We start from the raw sequence: 15,405 nt of genomic DNA on the forward strand, positions 1-15,405 counted from the left end.
CGCCGATCGAAAGGAAGCGCATGTCCCGCATCGCCGTCATCGGAGGGACCGGGTACGCCGGTCGTCACATCGTCGCCGAGGCGGCCCAGCGCGGGCACACGGTACTGGTCGTCGCGCGCAAGGCGGTCTCCGATCGCGTCGAGCACGCGATGTACCTCGAGGGCAGCATCCTCGATGTGCCGACGCTCGTGACCGAGATGCAGGGGGTCGAGGTCGTGATCGTCGCCGTCGCCGCCCGCGGTGACATGGCGGGGATGCTGCGACCGGCGGTCGCAGAGCTCGTCGCAGAGCTTCCGCCGGAGGTGAGACTCGGCGTGATCGGGGGCGCCGGCGGCAGCCGCGTGAGCCCGGACGGACCGCGCCTGGTGCACACCCCGGAGTTCGCCGAGGAGTACAAGCCCGAAGCGCTCGAGGCCCTCGCCATCCTGGAAGACCTCGAGGCGGGCGCGGAACGCGACTGGTTCTACGTGCATCCCGCCGGCGGGTTCGGGCCGTGGAACCCGGGTGAGCGCACGGGATCGTACCGAGACGGCGGTCCCGTGCTCGTGGTCGATCCCGATGGCGAGTCGATGATCTCCGGCGCCGACCTGGCCGTGGCGGTCGTGGATGAGATCGAGCAGCCGCGCCACGCGCGCGAGGCGTTCTCGGTCGGCTACTGACTACTCTCAGACGAGGTCGCGCCAGTCCACCGCGCCGCTGTCGTCGTCGACGGTCGGCAGATCGGCGGTGATCACGGGGAGCGACGTGGTCTCGGTAGGCGGCCCCATGACGGTCGCTTCGTCACGACGGTGCCGCAGCACGTCGTCGACGTAGCTCCCCAGCGCTTCGGCGAGCGGCACCGAGCCGCCGCGCGACTGCGAGAGGTACCAGCGGTGCTCGAGGACCTGGTGGTACACCTCGGCCGGCTCGAGCTTCGCGCGCAGGTCGTACGGGATTGCCATCACGACCGGCTCGAAGACGCGCGTCAGCCACTCGTGCGCGACGACCTCCTCATCGCCTCCGAGGCGTGAGATGCGGGCGCGGAACTCGTCGAGGTCGTTGAGCAGGCGCCGGGCCTGGTTCTCCTCGACGTCGAGACCGGTCAGGCGCAGCAGCCGACGCTGGTGGTGACCGGCATCCACGACCTTGGGCTGAATGGACACCCGCGTGCCGTCGTCGGTGGTGGTGATCGACATCTCGCCGATGTCGAAGCCGAGGGCGTTCAAGCGCTGCACGCGCTCGGTGATGCGCCACGATTCGTCGGCGCCGAACGATTCCCGGTCGGTGAGGGCCGCCCACAGCGAGTGGTAGGACTCCACGATGCCGTCGGCGACGGCGAGTGCGTCGACCCCGCCCTCCAGGCGCCCGCCCGCTTCGAGGTCCATGATCTCGCCGGCGATGTTCGTGCGTGCGACGTCGAGATCGTGCTCGCGCTGACCGCGGGTGAGGCCGGCCTCGTGGAGCTCGCCCGTCTCGGCATCGACGAGGTAGGCGGCGAAGGCGCCGGCGTCGCGGCGGAAGAGGGTGTTCGACAGCGACACGTCGCCCCAGAAGAATCCGACGTTGTGCAGTCGCACCAGAAGGGCGGCGAGCGCATCCACGAGGCGTGTCGCGGTGTCCGGACGCAGGACCTGCGTGAAGAGGGCGCGGTAGGGGAGGGAGAACTTCAGGTGCGCGGTGACGAGGGCGGCGGGAAGCGGCGCGCCGTCGGCGTCGGTGCGGCCCGCGATGACCGCGATGCGTTCCACGCAGGGCGCATCCAGTCGGTGGAGGTTTCCGAGCATGTCGTACTCACGACGCGCCATCTCCTCGGTCGTCTCCTTGATCGCCACGACACGGCCGGAGAGGCTCGCGAAGCGCACCAGGTGCCGTGAGATGCCCTTGGGGAGGAAGACGATCGTGCTCGTGGGCCATTCGGCGAGCGGCGTAGACCAGGGCAGAGCCAAGAGTGCCGGGTCGACGGAGCTGGCGGTGATGGAGAGTGATTCGCGCATGATCCTTCCGAAAACAGTACAGCGCGGGTGGATCCGAGACCCACCCGCGCTGTACGTGCGTCGGTGACTACTCCGAGAGCACGGGAGCGTCGTTGAGGCGCTCGCCCGTCTCGACGTCGAAGGCGTGCACGTGTCCGGCCGTCGCGGCCAGGGTCACGGTCTCACCCGAGTGGGGGTGGTTGCGACCGTCGACGCGGGCGACGATGTCGGTGCGCTTGCCGTTGATGTCGGTGTGGCCGTAGAGGTAGCCGTCTGCGCCCAGCTCCTCGACGAGGTCGACGGTGACCGGCAGGCCCTTGCCGTCGGCCGGGCCGACGACGATGTCCTCCGGGCGGACGCCGATGGTGACCTCGCTGCCGTGCGCGCGGCCGACCGTGTCGCGGTCCAGCGGCACGACCTCGGAGCCGAACTGCACGCCACCCTCGGCGAGCGGAGCGGGGAAGAGGTTCATGGCCGGCGAGCCGATGAATCCGGCGACGAACACGTTGTTCGGCCGCTCGTACAGGTCGCGCGGGGTGCCGACCTGCTGCAGGATGCCGTCCTTGAGCACCGCGATGCGGTCACCCATGGTGAGGGCCTCGGTCTGGTCGTGCGTGACGTAGACGGTCGTGACGCCCAGGCGACGCTGCAGCGACGCGATCTGGGTGCGGGTCTGCACACGCAGCTTCGCATCGAGGTTCGACAGCGGCTCGTCCATGAGGAACACCTGCGGCTGACGCACGATCGCGCGGCCCATGGCCACACGCTGACGCTGACCACCCGACAGGGCCTTGGGCTTGCGCGTCAGGTACTCCTCGAGGTCGAGCAGCTTGGCGGCTTCCAGCACGCGCTGGGCGCGCTCCTCCTTGCCGACGCCGGCGATCTTGAGCGCGAAGCCCATGTTCTCGGCGACGGTCATGTGCGGGTAGAGCGCGTAGTTCTGGAACACCATCGCGATGTCGCGATCCTTCGGCGGCACGTCGGTCACGTCGCGCTCGCCGATGCGGATGGCACCCGAGTTGACCTCTTCGAGGCCGGCGAGCATGCGCAGCGAGGTGGACTTTCCGCAGCCGGAGGGGCCGACGAGAACGAGGAACTCGCCATCGGCGACCTCGAGGTTGAGCTTGTCGACGGCGGGGCGCTGGCCTCCGGGGTACAAGCGGGTTGCGTTGTCGAACGTGACGGACGCCATGGTCTTTCTCCTTCACCGGCAGGTACGTGCCGGACGATCCGTAGTGAATGGAAGCGGGGGCTCTCCCGCACGCCCACCATCGGGCGTGTCTCCAGTATGCCACGCGGCAAAGAACCGGAGGTGTCTGGGCATTTCCCAGGGTCGGTGACTAGCATCGTCCACGCCGCGCTCCCCGAGCGGCGCGCCGGAGCATTACGGCCGACGTTCTCCTACGAGGTTCCATGTCACACGACGAATCGACTCCCGACACCAGTCCCGAAACGACCCCTGGCGACCGCCGAGACGCCGTGCGCGCGAAGGCGAAGCAGGTGCAGCAGCGACAGTCGCGCACCCGTCTGATCCAGCGGGTCTCGCTCGCGACGGTCATCGTGGCGGTGGTGGCCGCCGTCGCCGTCGTGATCACCTGGACGGTCTCCAGCAACGCCTCGCGCCCGATGGCGCAGCCGGCGAACGTCACCGAGGACGGCTTCGAGGTCACCGATGTGACCGGTGTCGGCTCGGTCGGCGCGGAGCCGACCACGACGGAGATGGACGACAGCGCAGCGGGCGAGGAAGAGGCCGACGACGAGAGCGACTCGTCCGGGAACGCCGCGATGTCCGCCCAGGCGGAGCCGGTCGAGACGCCCGAACCCGGCGTCGTCGACATCCGCATCTACGTCGACTACCTCTCCAGCGGCGCGCAGGACTTCCAGGTCGCCAACGTACAGCAGCTGCAGAAGTGGGTCAGTGAAGACGCCGCGACCCTCAGCTACTACCCGGTCGCGATGCTCACCGCGAAGTCGAACGGCACCAAGTACTCCATCCGTGCCGCGAGCGCCGCCGCGTGCATGGCGCACTACTCGCCCGACGACTTCTTCAAGTTCAACGACACCCTGCTGCGCCAGCAGCCCGAGCTCGACACCGACGGCTATACCGACATCGAGCTCGCCGACCTCGCTCAGGCTTCCGGCGCGGACGACCCGCAGACGGTGCGCGACTGCATCGTCGAGGAGAAGTTCGCCGCGTGGGCCAAGACCGCCACCGACCGCGCACTCGACGGCATCCCCGACACCGACGACATCTCGCTCACCGGCACCCCCATGGTGCTCGTGAACGGAACGCCGTACGTGGGAGCGCTCGACAACGCCAAGGAGTTCGCGCAGTTCGTGCTGACCGTCTCCAGCGACGCCTACTACGAGGCCACCCCGGCTCCCACCCCGAGCCCCACATCGTGAGCCGCGCGTCGGCTGGGTAGACTGGACCCCTTGCCGACTTGGCGCAATTGGTAGCGCACCCGACTTGTAATCGGGCGGTTACGGGTTCGAGTCCCGTAGTCGGCTCCATCGGTGCCCTTGGTGTCGACCCCGACGTTGTCATCGGGCGGTTACGGGTTCGAGTCCCGTCCTCGGCTCCATCGGTGCCCTTGGTGTCGACCCCGACGTTGTCATCGGGCGGTTACGGGTTCGAGTCCCGTCCTCGGCTCCATTGGTGCCCTTGGTGTCGACTCCGACGTTGTCATCGGGCGGTTACGGGTTCGAGTCCCGTCCTCGGCTCCATCTCGGGGCGGGCAGGATGGGGGGATGGCCGCCCATCGAACGCTCGCAATGGCGGGTGCCGTGGCGATCGGTGTTCTGACCGCGGTGCAGGCTCGCGTCAACGGCTCTCTCGGAGCGGCGCTGACGGACGGCTTCGTCGCCGCGGCGGTGTCCTTCGGCTCCGGCCTCCTGATCCTCGTCGCTCTCAGCGCCGCCCTGCCCGCCGGGCGCCGGGGCGTCGTGACGCTGGCGCACGGACTGCGCCTGCGCACGCTGCCGGTGTGGATGCTCGTCGGCGGTCTCGCCGGGGCGTTCAGCGTCGCCACCCAGAGCCTGACCGTGGCCGTGATCGGCGTCTCGCTGTTCACCGTGGGAATGGTCGCGGGGCAGGCGGTGAGCGCACTCGTGCTCGACCGGATCGGCTACGGACCGGCGGGTGTCGTCGCCGTGACCGTGTCCCGCGTCGTGGGGGCGGCCATCGCCGTCGCCGCGGTGCTGCTGTCGGTGGCGGGTTCGCCGGTGAACAGCGTGCCGTGGTGGATGCTGCTGCTGCCGTTCCTCGTGGGAGCCGGCATCGCGTGGCAGCAGGCGACGAACGGGCGCCTGCGGCAGCGCGTCGGCTCTGCGCTCACGGCCACGGCGGTGAACTTCGCCGGCGGCACCATCGTCTTGCTCGTCGCGGCAGCCGTGCACGTCGCCATCGTCGGAGCGCCCGCGGCCTTCCCCGCGGAGCCGTGGCTCTACATCGGCGGCGCGTGCGGCGTCGCATACATCTTCATCGGCGCCGCCGTGGTGCCCTACACCGGGGTGCTGCTCATGGGGCTCGGCGCCGTCGTCGGTCAGCTCCTGACGTCGGTCCTGCTCGATGCGCTGTGGCCGACGACGGCGAGTCCCGGAGTGCTCATCGGACTGACGGTGTCGGCGGTCGCTCTGCTCGGTGCGGCGATCGCCGTGTTCCCGCGCCGTCGGCGCTGAGGGTCAGCGCGAGCGCTTCTTGCCGGGCATCGACGAGACGAAGGTCGTCGGGTCGATCTCCTTGCCGCGCAGCGGCCTCGACCGCGTCGGCTTGCCGCCGACGTAGAGCCACCCGAGGAGCTCCTCGTTCTTCGCCAGTCCGTGGGCCTTCGCGACCGCCTTGCTCCGCGTCGCGCCGCCGGTGCGCCAGAAAACGCCCCAGCCGGCGTCGTCGAGGGCGAGGCTCAGCATGTGGGCGACACCCGAGGCGACGGCCTCCTGCTCCCAGTGCGGCACCTTGCTCTTGCGGAAGCGCACGACGACGGCGAGCACGAGCGGCGCGCGCAGGGGCTTGGTCGAAACGCCCTTGCGTCCCTCTGCCTTGTTGAGGGCGCGGCCGAGACGTTCGCGTCCGGACCCGCGGATCTCGATGATCCGCCACGGCTTCAGCGACGAGTGGTCGGCCACGCGTCCGGCAGCGGCCACGAGATCGAGCAGTTCGTCGTGGCTGGGAGCCGCGTCGGTGACCTTCGACAGCGAGCGCCGCCGGCGCATCGCCTCGGCGACTGTGGTCACGCGTCGTTCTCGGGCGTGAAGTTCATCGAGAGGGAGTTCATGCAGTAACGGTCGCCGGTGGGGGTGCCGAAGCCGTCGGGGAACACGTGACCGAGGTGCGAGCCGCAGGACGCACAGCGCACCTCGGTGCGCTCCATGCCGTGGCTGTTGTCCTCGAGCAGCTGCACCGCGTCGGGGCGGATCGACTCGTAGAAGCTCGGCCAGCCGCAGTGGGAGTCGAACTTGGTGCCGCTCTTGAACAGCTCGGCGCCGCACGCGGCACACGTGTAGAGCCCGGCGCGCTCCTCGTCGAGGAGTTCACCGGTCCAGGGACGCTCGGTGCCGGCCTCGCGCAGCACCTGGTACTGCTCGGGGGTGAGCTCTTCGCGCCACTGCGCGTCGGTCTTGTCGACGGAATAGTCCATGGAGATCTCCTTCCCCTCCATTCAACCGCAGCGCGCCGCATCGGGCGCCGAGTGTGACGATGATGACGCCGACAGCGGACAATGGGCGCATGGATGCCGTGGCCGACGTCGCCGATCGCTATCGGCGGTTCGCGGTGGCTGAGGCTCCGTCACGATCCTCTCTCTATGCGGAGTGGGCGGCGGGTGTCGCCGACGACGTCGACGTGTGCCACGTGCTCGCGCGCATCCCGGCCTCTCGCCGGCAGCCACCGCTCGTGTTCGCCGTCACACGGATGCTGGGCGCGCCCGAGCAGGCCTTCTCGCGTTGGCGCGACTGGCTCCTGGAGCACGCCGACGCCGTCGTCGCCGAGACGTCGCGACGCTCCCTGCAGACCAACGAGCCCCTGCGGTGCGCCGCCCTGCTGCCGGCGCTCGCGACGATCCCCGGACCGATCGGCTTCCTCGAGGTGGGTGCGAGCGCCGGTCTCTGTCTGCAGCCCGACCGCTACTCGTACCGCTACCGCCGGCCGGATCACCCTGACGTGCGACTCGACCCGCCTTCCGGCATGTCGCCGGTCGTCCTCGACGCGAACATCACGGGCGACGCTCCGCTGCGCCTGCCTGAGATCCGGTGGCGGATGGGCGCCGACCTCACACCGATGTCGGCGGGCGATCCCGATGACCGCGCCTTCCTCATGGCCCTGGTGTGGCCGGGGGAGCGGGGTCGAGCGCAGCGGATCGAGGCCGCGCTCGATCTCGCCCGTCGCGAGCCGATCGAGGTGGCATCCGGCGACGCGAGCGATCCCGATCTCGTCCCTCGGCTTCTCTCGGGGATGCCCGACGGGCTCACCCCGGTCGTGTCGACTCTGGGGCTCCTGCCCCACCTGCCCCGGGCGGCGCGTGAGCGGCTCATCGGCGCCATCGCCGACACCGGGGCCATCTGGGTGTCGCTGGACCCGCCGCAGGCGCACGACTGGTGGACCGCGCCCGTCGACCCGGGTGCGGGCCGGTTCGTGCTGCACCGCGACGGCGCGCCGCTGGCCTACGCGGATCCGCTCGCCGCATCCCTGGAGTGGCTTACGGGATGACGGTGCCGGCACGGTTACCGTGGACGACGTGTCCCTCTCCGACCGCGACCGTGCGCTCCTCGATTTCGAGGCGCAGTGGCATCGCCACGTCGGAGCCAAGGAGGAGGCGATCCGCGCGGAACTCGGGCTCGCCCCGGCTCGCTACTATCAGCTGCTCGACCGGCTGATCGACACGGTCGAGGCGCAGCGTCATGACCCGATGCTGGTGAAGCGCCTGCGGCGGCGCCGCGACGTGTCCGAATCCGGGCGCGCGACCCGGTCGATGCCGGGCTGAGCGGCCCTCGGGGCGGATTCCCGGGTTCACCGACGGGTGCCGGTAGCATCGTGGGGTGCCGAAATCGACCTACCCGCGGGATCGCTTCGACGACCTCCCCGCGGACAGCGGGCGCGTCGGCGCCCACCGGGCCGAGAACCCGCACATGCGCGGGTGGGTCGTCTTCCTGTGGGCCGCGGTCGCCACTCTCGTGCTCATCGTCGCGGGCATCTTCGCGACGCTGGTCCTCAGCGGACGCGTCTCCCTCGCTCCCGACGCCGCTCCCGAGCCGACGCCCACGGCGACCATCGAGCCGGTGATCGACACCGCGTACGACGTGCTCGTGCTCAACGCCACGCCCGAGGCGGGTCTCGCCACGCAGGTCAAGGACGTGCTCGTCGAGGCCGGGTGGTCCGCGGATCAGGTCAACGCGAGCGAAGCGGGAACCTCCGACTTCGCCGAGACGACCGTGTACTACGCCTTCCCGGGCGACGAAGCCGCCGCGGCGGGCGTCGCCGAGCTGCTCGGTGGGGCACGCATCGAGCAGAGCGACTTCTACCAGCCGACCGACGACGCCGCCACCGAAGACGTCGACGAGAGCGAATCGGCTCAGCTGACCGTGGTCATCGGCCTCGACCACACCGACAGCGCGTCGGAGGAGACGCCCGCTCCCTGACGCGAACCCCCTCGGGACCAGCGGTTGTTTCACGCCGGTAAATACTTCTATGCGCCCCTGTCAACAGTTGCTGTGATGGCGGTTCGGTGAATTCGCGTCTGCCTACGATGAGCCTGTCCCACCGCACTACAGGAGATTCGCATGGCTCAGGGCACCGTCAAGTGGTTCAACGCCGAGAAGGGTTTCGGCTTCATCACCGTGACCGACGGGCAGGACGTCTTCGTCCACTACTCCAACATCGAGATGAGCGGTTTCCGCGTGCTCGAAGAAGGACAGGCGGTCGAGTTCACCGTCGGGTCGGGCCAGAAGGGCCCGCAGGCGGAGTCCGTTCGCGTCGTCGCCTGACGCGCCGTCACGTCGCGCGCCGAGCGCGTGAGGAAGGGCGGGATGCTGCGGCATCCCGCCCTTCGTCGTGAACACGGACGGTGGCTTGCACTCCCCGGGGGCGAGTGCCAGAATGTATTAGCACTCGTCTCATACGAGTGCTAATGACCGAAGGCCAACGTCCGGGAGGGACGACACACACATGGCAAAGATGATCGCTTTCGATGAAGAGGCCCGTCGCGGCCTCGAGCGCGGCCTCAACACGCTGGCCGACGCCGTCAAGGTGACCCTGGGCCCGCGTGGGCGCAACGTCGTGCTGGAGAAGAAGTGGGGCGCCCCCACCATCACCAACGACGGCGTCTCGATCGCCAAGGAGATCGAACTCGACGACCCGTACGAGAAGATCGGCGCGGAGCTCGTCAAGGAGGTCGCCAAGAAGACCGACGACGTCGCGGGCGACGGCACCACGACCGCCACCGTTCTCGCTCAGGCACTCGTCCGCGAGGGTCTGCGCAACGTCGCAGCCGGCGCCGACCCGATCTCGCTCAAGCGCGGCATCGAGAAGGCCGTCAAGATGATCACCGACCAGCTGCTGGCCGACGCCAAGGAGGTCGAGTCGAAGGAGCAGATCGCCGCGACCGCGTCGATCTCCGCCGCTGACCCCGAGATCGGCGAGCTCATCGCCGAGGCGATCGACAAGGTCGGCAAGGAAGGCGTCGTGACCGTCGAGGAGTCGCAGACCTTCGGCACCGAGCTCGAGCTCACCGAGGGCATGCGCTTCGACAAGGGGTACATCAACCCCTACTTCGTCACCGACCCCGAGCGTCAGGAAGTCGTCTTCGAGGACCCCTACATCCTCATCGCGAACCAGAAGATCTCGAACATCAAGGACCTTCTGCCGATCGTCGACAAGGTGATCCAGGACGGCAAGGAGCTCCTCATCATCGCCGAGGACGTCGAGGGCGAAGCCCTCGCGACCCTGGTGCTGAACAAGATCCGCGGCATCTTCAAGTCGGCTGCCGTCAAGGCTCCCGGCTTCGGCGACCGTCGCAAGGCTCAGCTGCAGGACATCGCGATCCTCACCGGCGGCCAGGTCATCACCGAAGAGGTGGGTCTCAAGCTCGAGAACACCACGCTGGACCTCCTCGGCCGTGCTCGCAAGGTGATCATCACCAAGGACGAGACCACGATCGTCGAGGGCGCCGGCGAGGCGGACCAGATCGAGGGTCGCGTGACCCAGATCCGTCGCGAGATCGACAACACCGACAGCGACTACGACCGCGAGAAGCTCCAGGAGCGCCTCGCCAAGCTCGCCGGCGGCGTGGCCGTCATCAAGGCGGGTGCGGCGACCGAGGTCGAGCTCAAGGAGCGCAAGCACCGCATCGAGGACGCCGTCCGCAACGCGAAGGCCGCCGTCGAGGAGGGTGTCGTCGCCGGTGGTGGCGTGGCCCTCATCCAGGCCGGCAAGGGCGCGTTCGCGAACGTCGAGCTCACCGGTGACGAGGCGACCGGCGCCAACATCGTGAAGGTCGCGATCGAGGCTCCGCTGAAGCAGATCGCTCTGAACGCCGGCATGGAGCCGGGCGTCGTGGCCAACAAGGTCGCCGAGCTGCCCCTCGGTCACGGTCTGAACGCCGCGACCGGCGAGTACGCCGACCTGTTCGAGCAGGGCATCATCGACCCGGCGAAGGTCACCCGTTCGGCGCTGCAGAACGCCGCGTCGATCGCGGGTCTGTTCCTCACCACCGAGGCCGTCGTCGCCGACAAGCCCGAGAAGGCCGCGGCCGCTCCGGCAGACCCCACCGGCGGCATGGACTTCTGATCCCACCGGTCGAGGTCGCGAAGATCCGACAGCACGAAGCGCCCCTCCTCGCGGAGGGGCGCTTCGTCGTCTACCGGAACAGGCCCGCGGTCGTCTGTTCGGCGTCGGCGTACTGACGGCCGGCCTGCTCGAGCGCGGCGCTGATTGTCGCGAGCGATTCCTCCACCTGCCGCTGCGTGCCGCGCCACTGCTCGACGACGCCCTGGAAGGCCATCGCCGCCGGTCCGGTCCACGAGGACTGCAGCTGGGTGAGCTGCGCGAGCATCGCGTGCACCTCGCCCTGAAGTCGGTCGACCGTGCCGCGGACGGCGGTCGTGGTGCTGAGGACGGCGTCGCTGTCGACGGAGAACACTGCCATGGGAGCATCCCTTTCTCTTCGGGATCCCCACGCTAGGTCGGGGTGAACCGACGGCGTTGGCGTCTGTCGCTCCCGGTGGAGCGGGCCCATCCGTCGTCGGGTGGGGAGGAGAGGTTCAGAGGGCGTCGCGCTCGAGACGCGGGAGCGGCTGGGTCTCGATGAGCAGGTGCTCCTCGGGCTCGCGCTGCTCGGCCAGGGGGAACGACACGCGGAACGTCGCGCCGCCGCCGGGGGTGTCGAGCACGCCGACGTCGCCGTGCAGGGCATCCACGATCGATGCGACGATCGACAGGCCGAGGCCCGTGCCGCCGGTCTCCCGGGTGCGCGATGTGTCGGCTCGCCAGAACCGCTGGAAGATCTTGTCCTTGAGCTGATCGGGCACACCCTCGCCGTGGTCGATCACCTCGATCCACCCCGTGGCCGCGACCGGGTCGACGCCCACCCGCAACTCGATGGGGGAGTCGTCACCGGTGAAGCGCCGGGCGTTGCCCAGCAGGTTGGCGACCACCTGCCGGATGCGGTTCTCGTCGCCGCTGACGACCGGCTGCGGGCGTCGCACGGCGATCGGCAGCGTGTCGGCGTCGGGATCCGCGGCCGTCTGCGCGCTCTGCCGGGAGCGGCGGCGAAGAAGCGACGCCCCGGCGCGGGCGATCGCGGTGGTGGTCGGAGCGCTGCGCTTCTTGGCGTCGGCGGTGTCGGGGCTGTCCGCGAAACGTTCCCCTCCCGGGAGCACGGCGTCGAGCGCCTCGATGACCGTGACGGTGCGCCGGGGCGAGGTCGCGCGCACGTCGAGGGCGGCATCCCGGGCGATGGGACGCAGATCGACCGGAGCGATGTCGACGTCGCGCCGCTCGTCGAGGCGGGCCAGGGCCAGCAGGTCCTCGACGAGGACGCCCATGCGGATGGCCTCCTTCTCGATGCGGTCCATCGCCTGAGCGGTGTCGTCACCGGTGGGGATCGCCCCCATCCGGTAGAGCTCGGCGTATCCGCGCACGGTGACCAGGGGGGTTCGCAGCTCGTGACTGGCGTCGCCGATGAAGCGGCGCATCTGGCGCACCGTGGCTTCGCGCTGCGAGATGGCCGCGTCGATGCGGCCGAGCATCGTGTTGATGGCGATCTTGAGTCGGCCGACCTCGGTGCGCGGCTCGATGTCGGTCATGCGCTGGCTGAAATCTCCGGCCGCGATCGACATGGCGGTGTCTTCGACCTGGCCGAGGCTGCGGAAGGTCAGGGTGACCAGCCACCTCGTGCCGAGGGCGCCGGCGCCGAGGATGACCACGGAGATGACGGCGTAGATACCGAGGAAGGTCGCCACGACCTGGTTGGTCGACGCGGTCGAGACGACGACCATCTGGGTGAAGAGATCGCCGACGCCGTCGGGCTGGAAGACGTCGACCGCCGCGAGGAAGCGTTCGTCGCCCTCGATGTCGGGAAGGGCGAACGGCTGCAGACCCCGCGCGGCGGTGGCCTGCAGGGTGAACTCGTCGGGGAAGTCCGGTTCGAGGCCCCCCGAACCGCCCGCGATCGCCTCGAGGGCGCCGTCGGGTCCGTAGACGGCCACGAAGTACGGTGTCGGCGGCACGTCGTCTTCATCGCGCGGCGTGAACGAGACCTGCCCGCCTTCGACGACGACATCGATCAGGCCGCTCACCGCGTCGGTCGAGGCGTAGCCGCGCACGCTCGCGTCGATGTTGTTGTAGAGCGTGCTGCGCAGGAACGTCATCGTGCCGAATCCGGCCGCGAACAGCCCGACCGCGAGCAGGGTCACCGTGACGCCGGTGACCTTCGCGCGCAGGCTGATGCCGCGCCACCACCGGGTGACGGCGTCCGTTTCAGAACCCAGGGTGTCCGCCCCCTCCCGCGACCGTGTGCCGCGTCGTGTGCCGGATCAGGCGGACTTGCCCGTCTTCAGCATGTAGCCGAACCCGCGCTTGGTCTGGATGAGCGGCTCGGTCGCGTGCGGGTCGATCTTGCGGCGGAGGTAGGAGATGTAGCTCTCGACGATGCCGGCATCGCCGTTGAAGTCGTACTCCCACACGTGATCGAGGATCTGCGCCTTGGACAGCACGCGGTTCGGGTTCAGCATGAGGTAGCGCAGCAGCTTGAACTCGGTCGGGCTCAGCTCGATGGCGGTCTCGCCGACCTGCACGTCGTGCGTGTCCTGGTCCATCGTGATCTCGCCGGCGCGGATGATCGAGTCCTCGTCGGCCTGCATCGTGCGGCGCAGGATGGCCTGGATGCGCGCGACGATCTCGTCGAGGCTGAAGGGCTTGGTCACGTAGTCGTCGCCGCCGGCGTTGAGGCCGGTGATCTTGTCGTCGGTCTCGTCTTTGGCGGTGAGGAACAGGATCGGCGCGGTGTAGCCGGCTCCGCGGAGCCGTTTGGTCACGCTGAAGCCGTTCATGTCGGGGAGCATGACATCGAGCACGATGAGGTCGGGTTCCTCTTCGAGCACGGCCGAGATCGTCTGCGCTCCGTTGGTCACGGCGCGGACCTGGAAGCCGGCGAAACGCAGGCTCGTGATCAGCAGGTCACGGATGTTCGGCTCGTCGTCGACGACGAGGATGCGCGGTGCGGTCATAGGGTCATTATGGTCGGGGTTTTCAGGAACCTGCTGGATATCGGCCGGTTCGCCCCGCATCCATCACGCGGCGTCGAGCCGATCGGCGTCCATGATCGTGTAGGCGTAGCCCTGTTCGGCGAGGAATCGCTGGCGGTTCTGCGCGAAGTCCTGGTCGACGGTGTCGCGGGCGATGAGGGTGTAGAAGCTGGCGGTGTGGCCCGAGGTCTTCGGGCGCAGGAGCCTGCCCAGACGCTGCGCCTCCTCCTGCCGCGACCCGAAGGAGCCCGACACCTGGATAGCCACCGACGCCTCCGGGAGGTCGATGGAGAAGTTGGCGACCTTGGACACGACCAGCACGGAGATCTCGCCCTCGCGGAACGCCTGGTACAGCTCTTCGCGCTCGTCGACCGGGGTCTGCCCGGTGATCTTCGGTGCGTGGAGGGCGTCTGCGAGGGTGTCGATCTGTTCGAGGTACTGACCGATGATGAGGATGCGCTCGCCGTCGTGACGGGCGACCAGATCGCGCACGACACCGATCTTCGCCGGCGCGGTCGCGGCCATCCGGTAGCGGTCGTCGTCGGCGGCCGCCGCGTATTCGAGGCGTTCCGTGGCCGGGAGGTCGACGCGCACCTCGTAGCAGGCGGCGGGGGAGATGAAGCCCTGCGACTCGATCTCCTTCCACGGCGCGTCGAACCGCTTCGGTCCGATGAGGCTGAACACGTCGCCCTCGCGCCCGTCCTCGCGCACCAGGGTGGCGGTGAGGCCCAGGCGCCGCCGCGCCTGCAGGTCGGCGGTGAGCTTGAAGACGGGCGCCGGCAGCAGGTGGACCTCGTCGTAGACGACCAGTCCCCAGTCCAGCGCGTCCAGGAGTGCGAGGTGCGCGTACTGGCCCTTCCGCTTCGCGGTGAGGATCTGGTACGTCGCGATGGTGACCGGCTTCACCTCTTTGGACTGGCCGGAGTACTCGCCGATCTCCTCCGGCGTGAGGGAGGTGCGCTTGAGCAGCTCGTCGCGCCACTGGCGTGCGCTGACGGTGTTGGTCACGAGGATGAGCGTGGTGGTCTTGGTCGCGGCCATCGCGCCGGCGCCGACGAGGGTCTTGCCCGCGCCGCAGGGGAGGACCACGACGCCGGAGCCGCCGTCGTGGAAGATGTCGACGGCCTGGCGCTGATACGGGCGGAGGGTCCAGCCGTCTTCGGCCAGGTCGATCTCGTGCGGCGTGCCGGGGGTGTAGCCGGCGAGGTCTTCGGCCGGCCAACCGATCTTCAGCAGCTCCTGCTTGATGTGGCCTCGCGCCCACGCGTCGATGAGGTGGCTGTCCGGCGACGGGCGCCCGACCAGCAGCGGCTGGATGCGCTTGTTCTTGGTGACCTCGGCGAGCACCGCAGCATCGCCGGAGCGCAGCACGAGCGAGCCGTCGTCGGTGCGCTCGATCGTGAGGCGGCCGTAGCGGGCGACGGTCTCCCGGATGTCGGTCGACACCGAAGGCGGCACCGGAAAGCGCGACCAGCGGTCGAGGGTCGCGAGCATGTCGTCGGAGTCGTGGCCCGCCGCGCGGGCGTTCCACAGGCCCAGCCGAGTGATCCGGTAGGTGTGGATGTGCTCGGGCGCGCGCTCGAGCTCGGCGAAGATCGCGAGCTCGTGACGCGCGGTCTCCGCGTCGGGATGCGCGACTTCGAGGAGCACCGTGCGGTCGCTCTGAACGATGAGGGGGCCGTCAGCCATAGCGTTCGATTCTACCGGGCTGCGA

16 protein-coding genes and 1 tRNA gene are annotated in these 15,405 nt (G+C 69.2%); 9 read left to right on the plus strand and 8 right to left on the minus strand.

What is annotated here, in order from left to right; translation table 11 throughout:
- Positions 1-20 precede the first annotated feature (20 nt).
- Positions 21-659 carry an NAD(P)-dependent oxidoreductase gene (locus tag IM777_RS04570; protein ID WP_071044458.1) on the plus strand — a complete coding sequence of 213 codons (639 nt, stop codon included), beginning with the start codon at positions 21-23 and terminating at the stop codon, positions 657-659.
- 6 nt (positions 660-665) lie between these two features.
- On the opposite strand, the gene IM777_RS04575 is transcribed toward IM777_RS04570, so the two are convergent.
- Together IM777_RS04575 and IM777_RS04580 are read right to left on the minus strand one after the other, a co-directional pair.
- On the minus strand, positions 666-1,973 hold the full coding sequence (locus tag IM777_RS04575; RefSeq protein WP_071044459.1) for a DUF4032 domain-containing protein: 1,308 nt from the start codon (positions 1,971-1,973) through the stop codon (positions 666-668).
- Between the two features lie 67 nt (positions 1,974-2,040).
- Positions 2,041-3,144, minus strand: a complete 1,104-nt coding sequence (locus IM777_RS04580) for an ABC transporter ATP-binding protein (protein ID WP_071044460.1) — start codon at positions 3,142-3,144, stop codon at positions 2,041-2,043.
- Positions 3,145-3,365: 221 nt separating this feature from the next.
- Between IM777_RS04580 and IM777_RS04585 the strand changes: the two genes are divergently transcribed.
- The 3 genes from IM777_RS04585 to IM777_RS04595 all read left to right on the plus strand — a co-directional run bounded on the left by IM777_RS04585 (position 3,366) and on the right by IM777_RS04595 (position 5,633).
- On the plus strand, positions 3,366-4,358 hold the full coding sequence (locus IM777_RS04585) for a DsbA family protein (RefSeq protein ID WP_071044461.1): 993 nt from the start codon (positions 3,366-3,368) through the stop codon (positions 4,356-4,358).
- 32 nt (positions 4,359-4,390) lie between these two features.
- Positions 4,391-4,466, plus strand: a tRNA-Thr gene (locus tag IM777_RS04590).
- A 237-nt stretch (positions 4,467-4,703) separates the two neighbouring features.
- Entirely contained in the window at positions 4,704-5,633 is a 930-nt protein-coding gene (locus tag IM777_RS04595; protein WP_071044462.1) for a DMT family transporter, read from the plus strand.
- 3 nt (positions 5,634-5,636) lie between these two features.
- Here the strand turns inward: IM777_RS04595 and IM777_RS04600 are convergent, their stop codons facing one another.
- Both IM777_RS04600 and msrB read right to left on the minus strand, forming a co-directional pair.
- Positions 5,637-6,167, minus strand: a complete 531-nt coding sequence (locus tag IM777_RS04600; protein ID WP_071044562.1) for a nitroreductase family protein — start codon at positions 6,165-6,167, stop codon at positions 5,637-5,639.
- A gap of 17 nt (positions 6,168-6,184) precedes the next feature.
- Positions 6,185-6,592: a peptide-methionine (R)-S-oxide reductase MsrB gene (gene msrB, locus IM777_RS04605; RefSeq protein WP_071044463.1), complete on the minus strand. Its 408-nt coding sequence runs from the start codon at positions 6,590-6,592 to the stop codon at positions 6,185-6,187.
- Between the two features lie 89 nt (positions 6,593-6,681).
- Between msrB and IM777_RS04610 the strand changes: the two genes are divergently transcribed.
- From IM777_RS04610 to groL, 5 genes are all read left to right on the plus strand, one after another.
- The gene (locus tag IM777_RS04610; RefSeq protein ID WP_071044464.1) at positions 6,682-7,659 is read left to right on the plus strand and encodes a DUF2332 domain-containing protein; all 978 of its coding nucleotides are present in this window, start codon (positions 6,682-6,684) and stop codon (positions 7,657-7,659) included.
- Between the two features lie 28 nt (positions 7,660-7,687).
- On the plus strand, positions 7,688-7,933 hold the full coding sequence (locus IM777_RS04615; RefSeq protein WP_071044563.1) for a DUF3263 domain-containing protein: 246 nt from the start codon (positions 7,688-7,690) through the stop codon (positions 7,931-7,933).
- Between the two features lie 55 nt (positions 7,934-7,988).
- Positions 7,989-8,588, plus strand: a complete 600-nt coding sequence (locus tag IM777_RS04620; RefSeq protein ID WP_071044465.1) for a LytR C-terminal domain-containing protein — start codon at positions 7,989-7,991, stop codon at positions 8,586-8,588.
- Positions 8,589-8,729: 141 nt separating this feature from the next.
- Positions 8,730-8,933: a cold-shock protein gene (locus IM777_RS04625; protein ID WP_071044466.1), complete on the plus strand. Its 204-nt coding sequence runs from the start codon at positions 8,730-8,732 to the stop codon at positions 8,931-8,933.
- A gap of 181 nt (positions 8,934-9,114) precedes the next feature.
- Positions 9,115-10,734: a chaperonin GroEL gene (gene groL, locus IM777_RS04630; protein WP_071044467.1), complete on the plus strand. Its 1,620-nt coding sequence runs from the start codon at positions 9,115-9,117 to the stop codon at positions 10,732-10,734.
- A gap of 70 nt (positions 10,735-10,804) precedes the next feature.
- Here the strand turns inward: groL and IM777_RS04635 are convergent, their stop codons facing one another.
- The 4 genes from IM777_RS04635 to IM777_RS04650 all read right to left on the minus strand — a co-directional run bounded on the left by IM777_RS04635 (position 10,805) and on the right by IM777_RS04650 (position 15,380).
- Entirely contained in the window at positions 10,805-11,092 is a 288-nt protein-coding gene (locus tag IM777_RS04635; protein WP_071044468.1) for a WXG100 family type VII secretion target, read from the minus strand.
- Positions 11,093-11,207: 115 nt separating this feature from the next.
- Entirely contained in the window at positions 11,208-12,815 is a 1,608-nt protein-coding gene (locus IM777_RS04640; RefSeq protein ID WP_071044564.1) for a sensor histidine kinase, read from the minus strand.
- Positions 12,816-12,980: 165 nt separating this feature from the next.
- Positions 12,981-13,673: a response regulator transcription factor gene (locus IM777_RS04645; RefSeq protein WP_071044469.1), complete on the minus strand. Its 693-nt coding sequence runs from the start codon at positions 13,671-13,673 to the stop codon at positions 12,981-12,983.
- A 63-nt stretch (positions 13,674-13,736) separates the two neighbouring features.
- Complete coding sequence (locus tag IM777_RS04650; RefSeq protein WP_194384797.1) at positions 13,737-15,380, minus strand: DNA repair helicase XPB; 1,644 nt, start codon at positions 15,378-15,380, stop codon at positions 13,737-13,739.
- Between the last annotated feature and the right edge of the window lie 25 nt (positions 15,381-15,405).

This window comes from Microbacterium luteum (assembly GCF_015277875.1).
In the GTDB taxonomy this organism is placed as follows: Bacteria; Actinomycetota; Actinomycetes; order Actinomycetales; family Microbacteriaceae; genus Microbacterium; species Microbacterium luteum.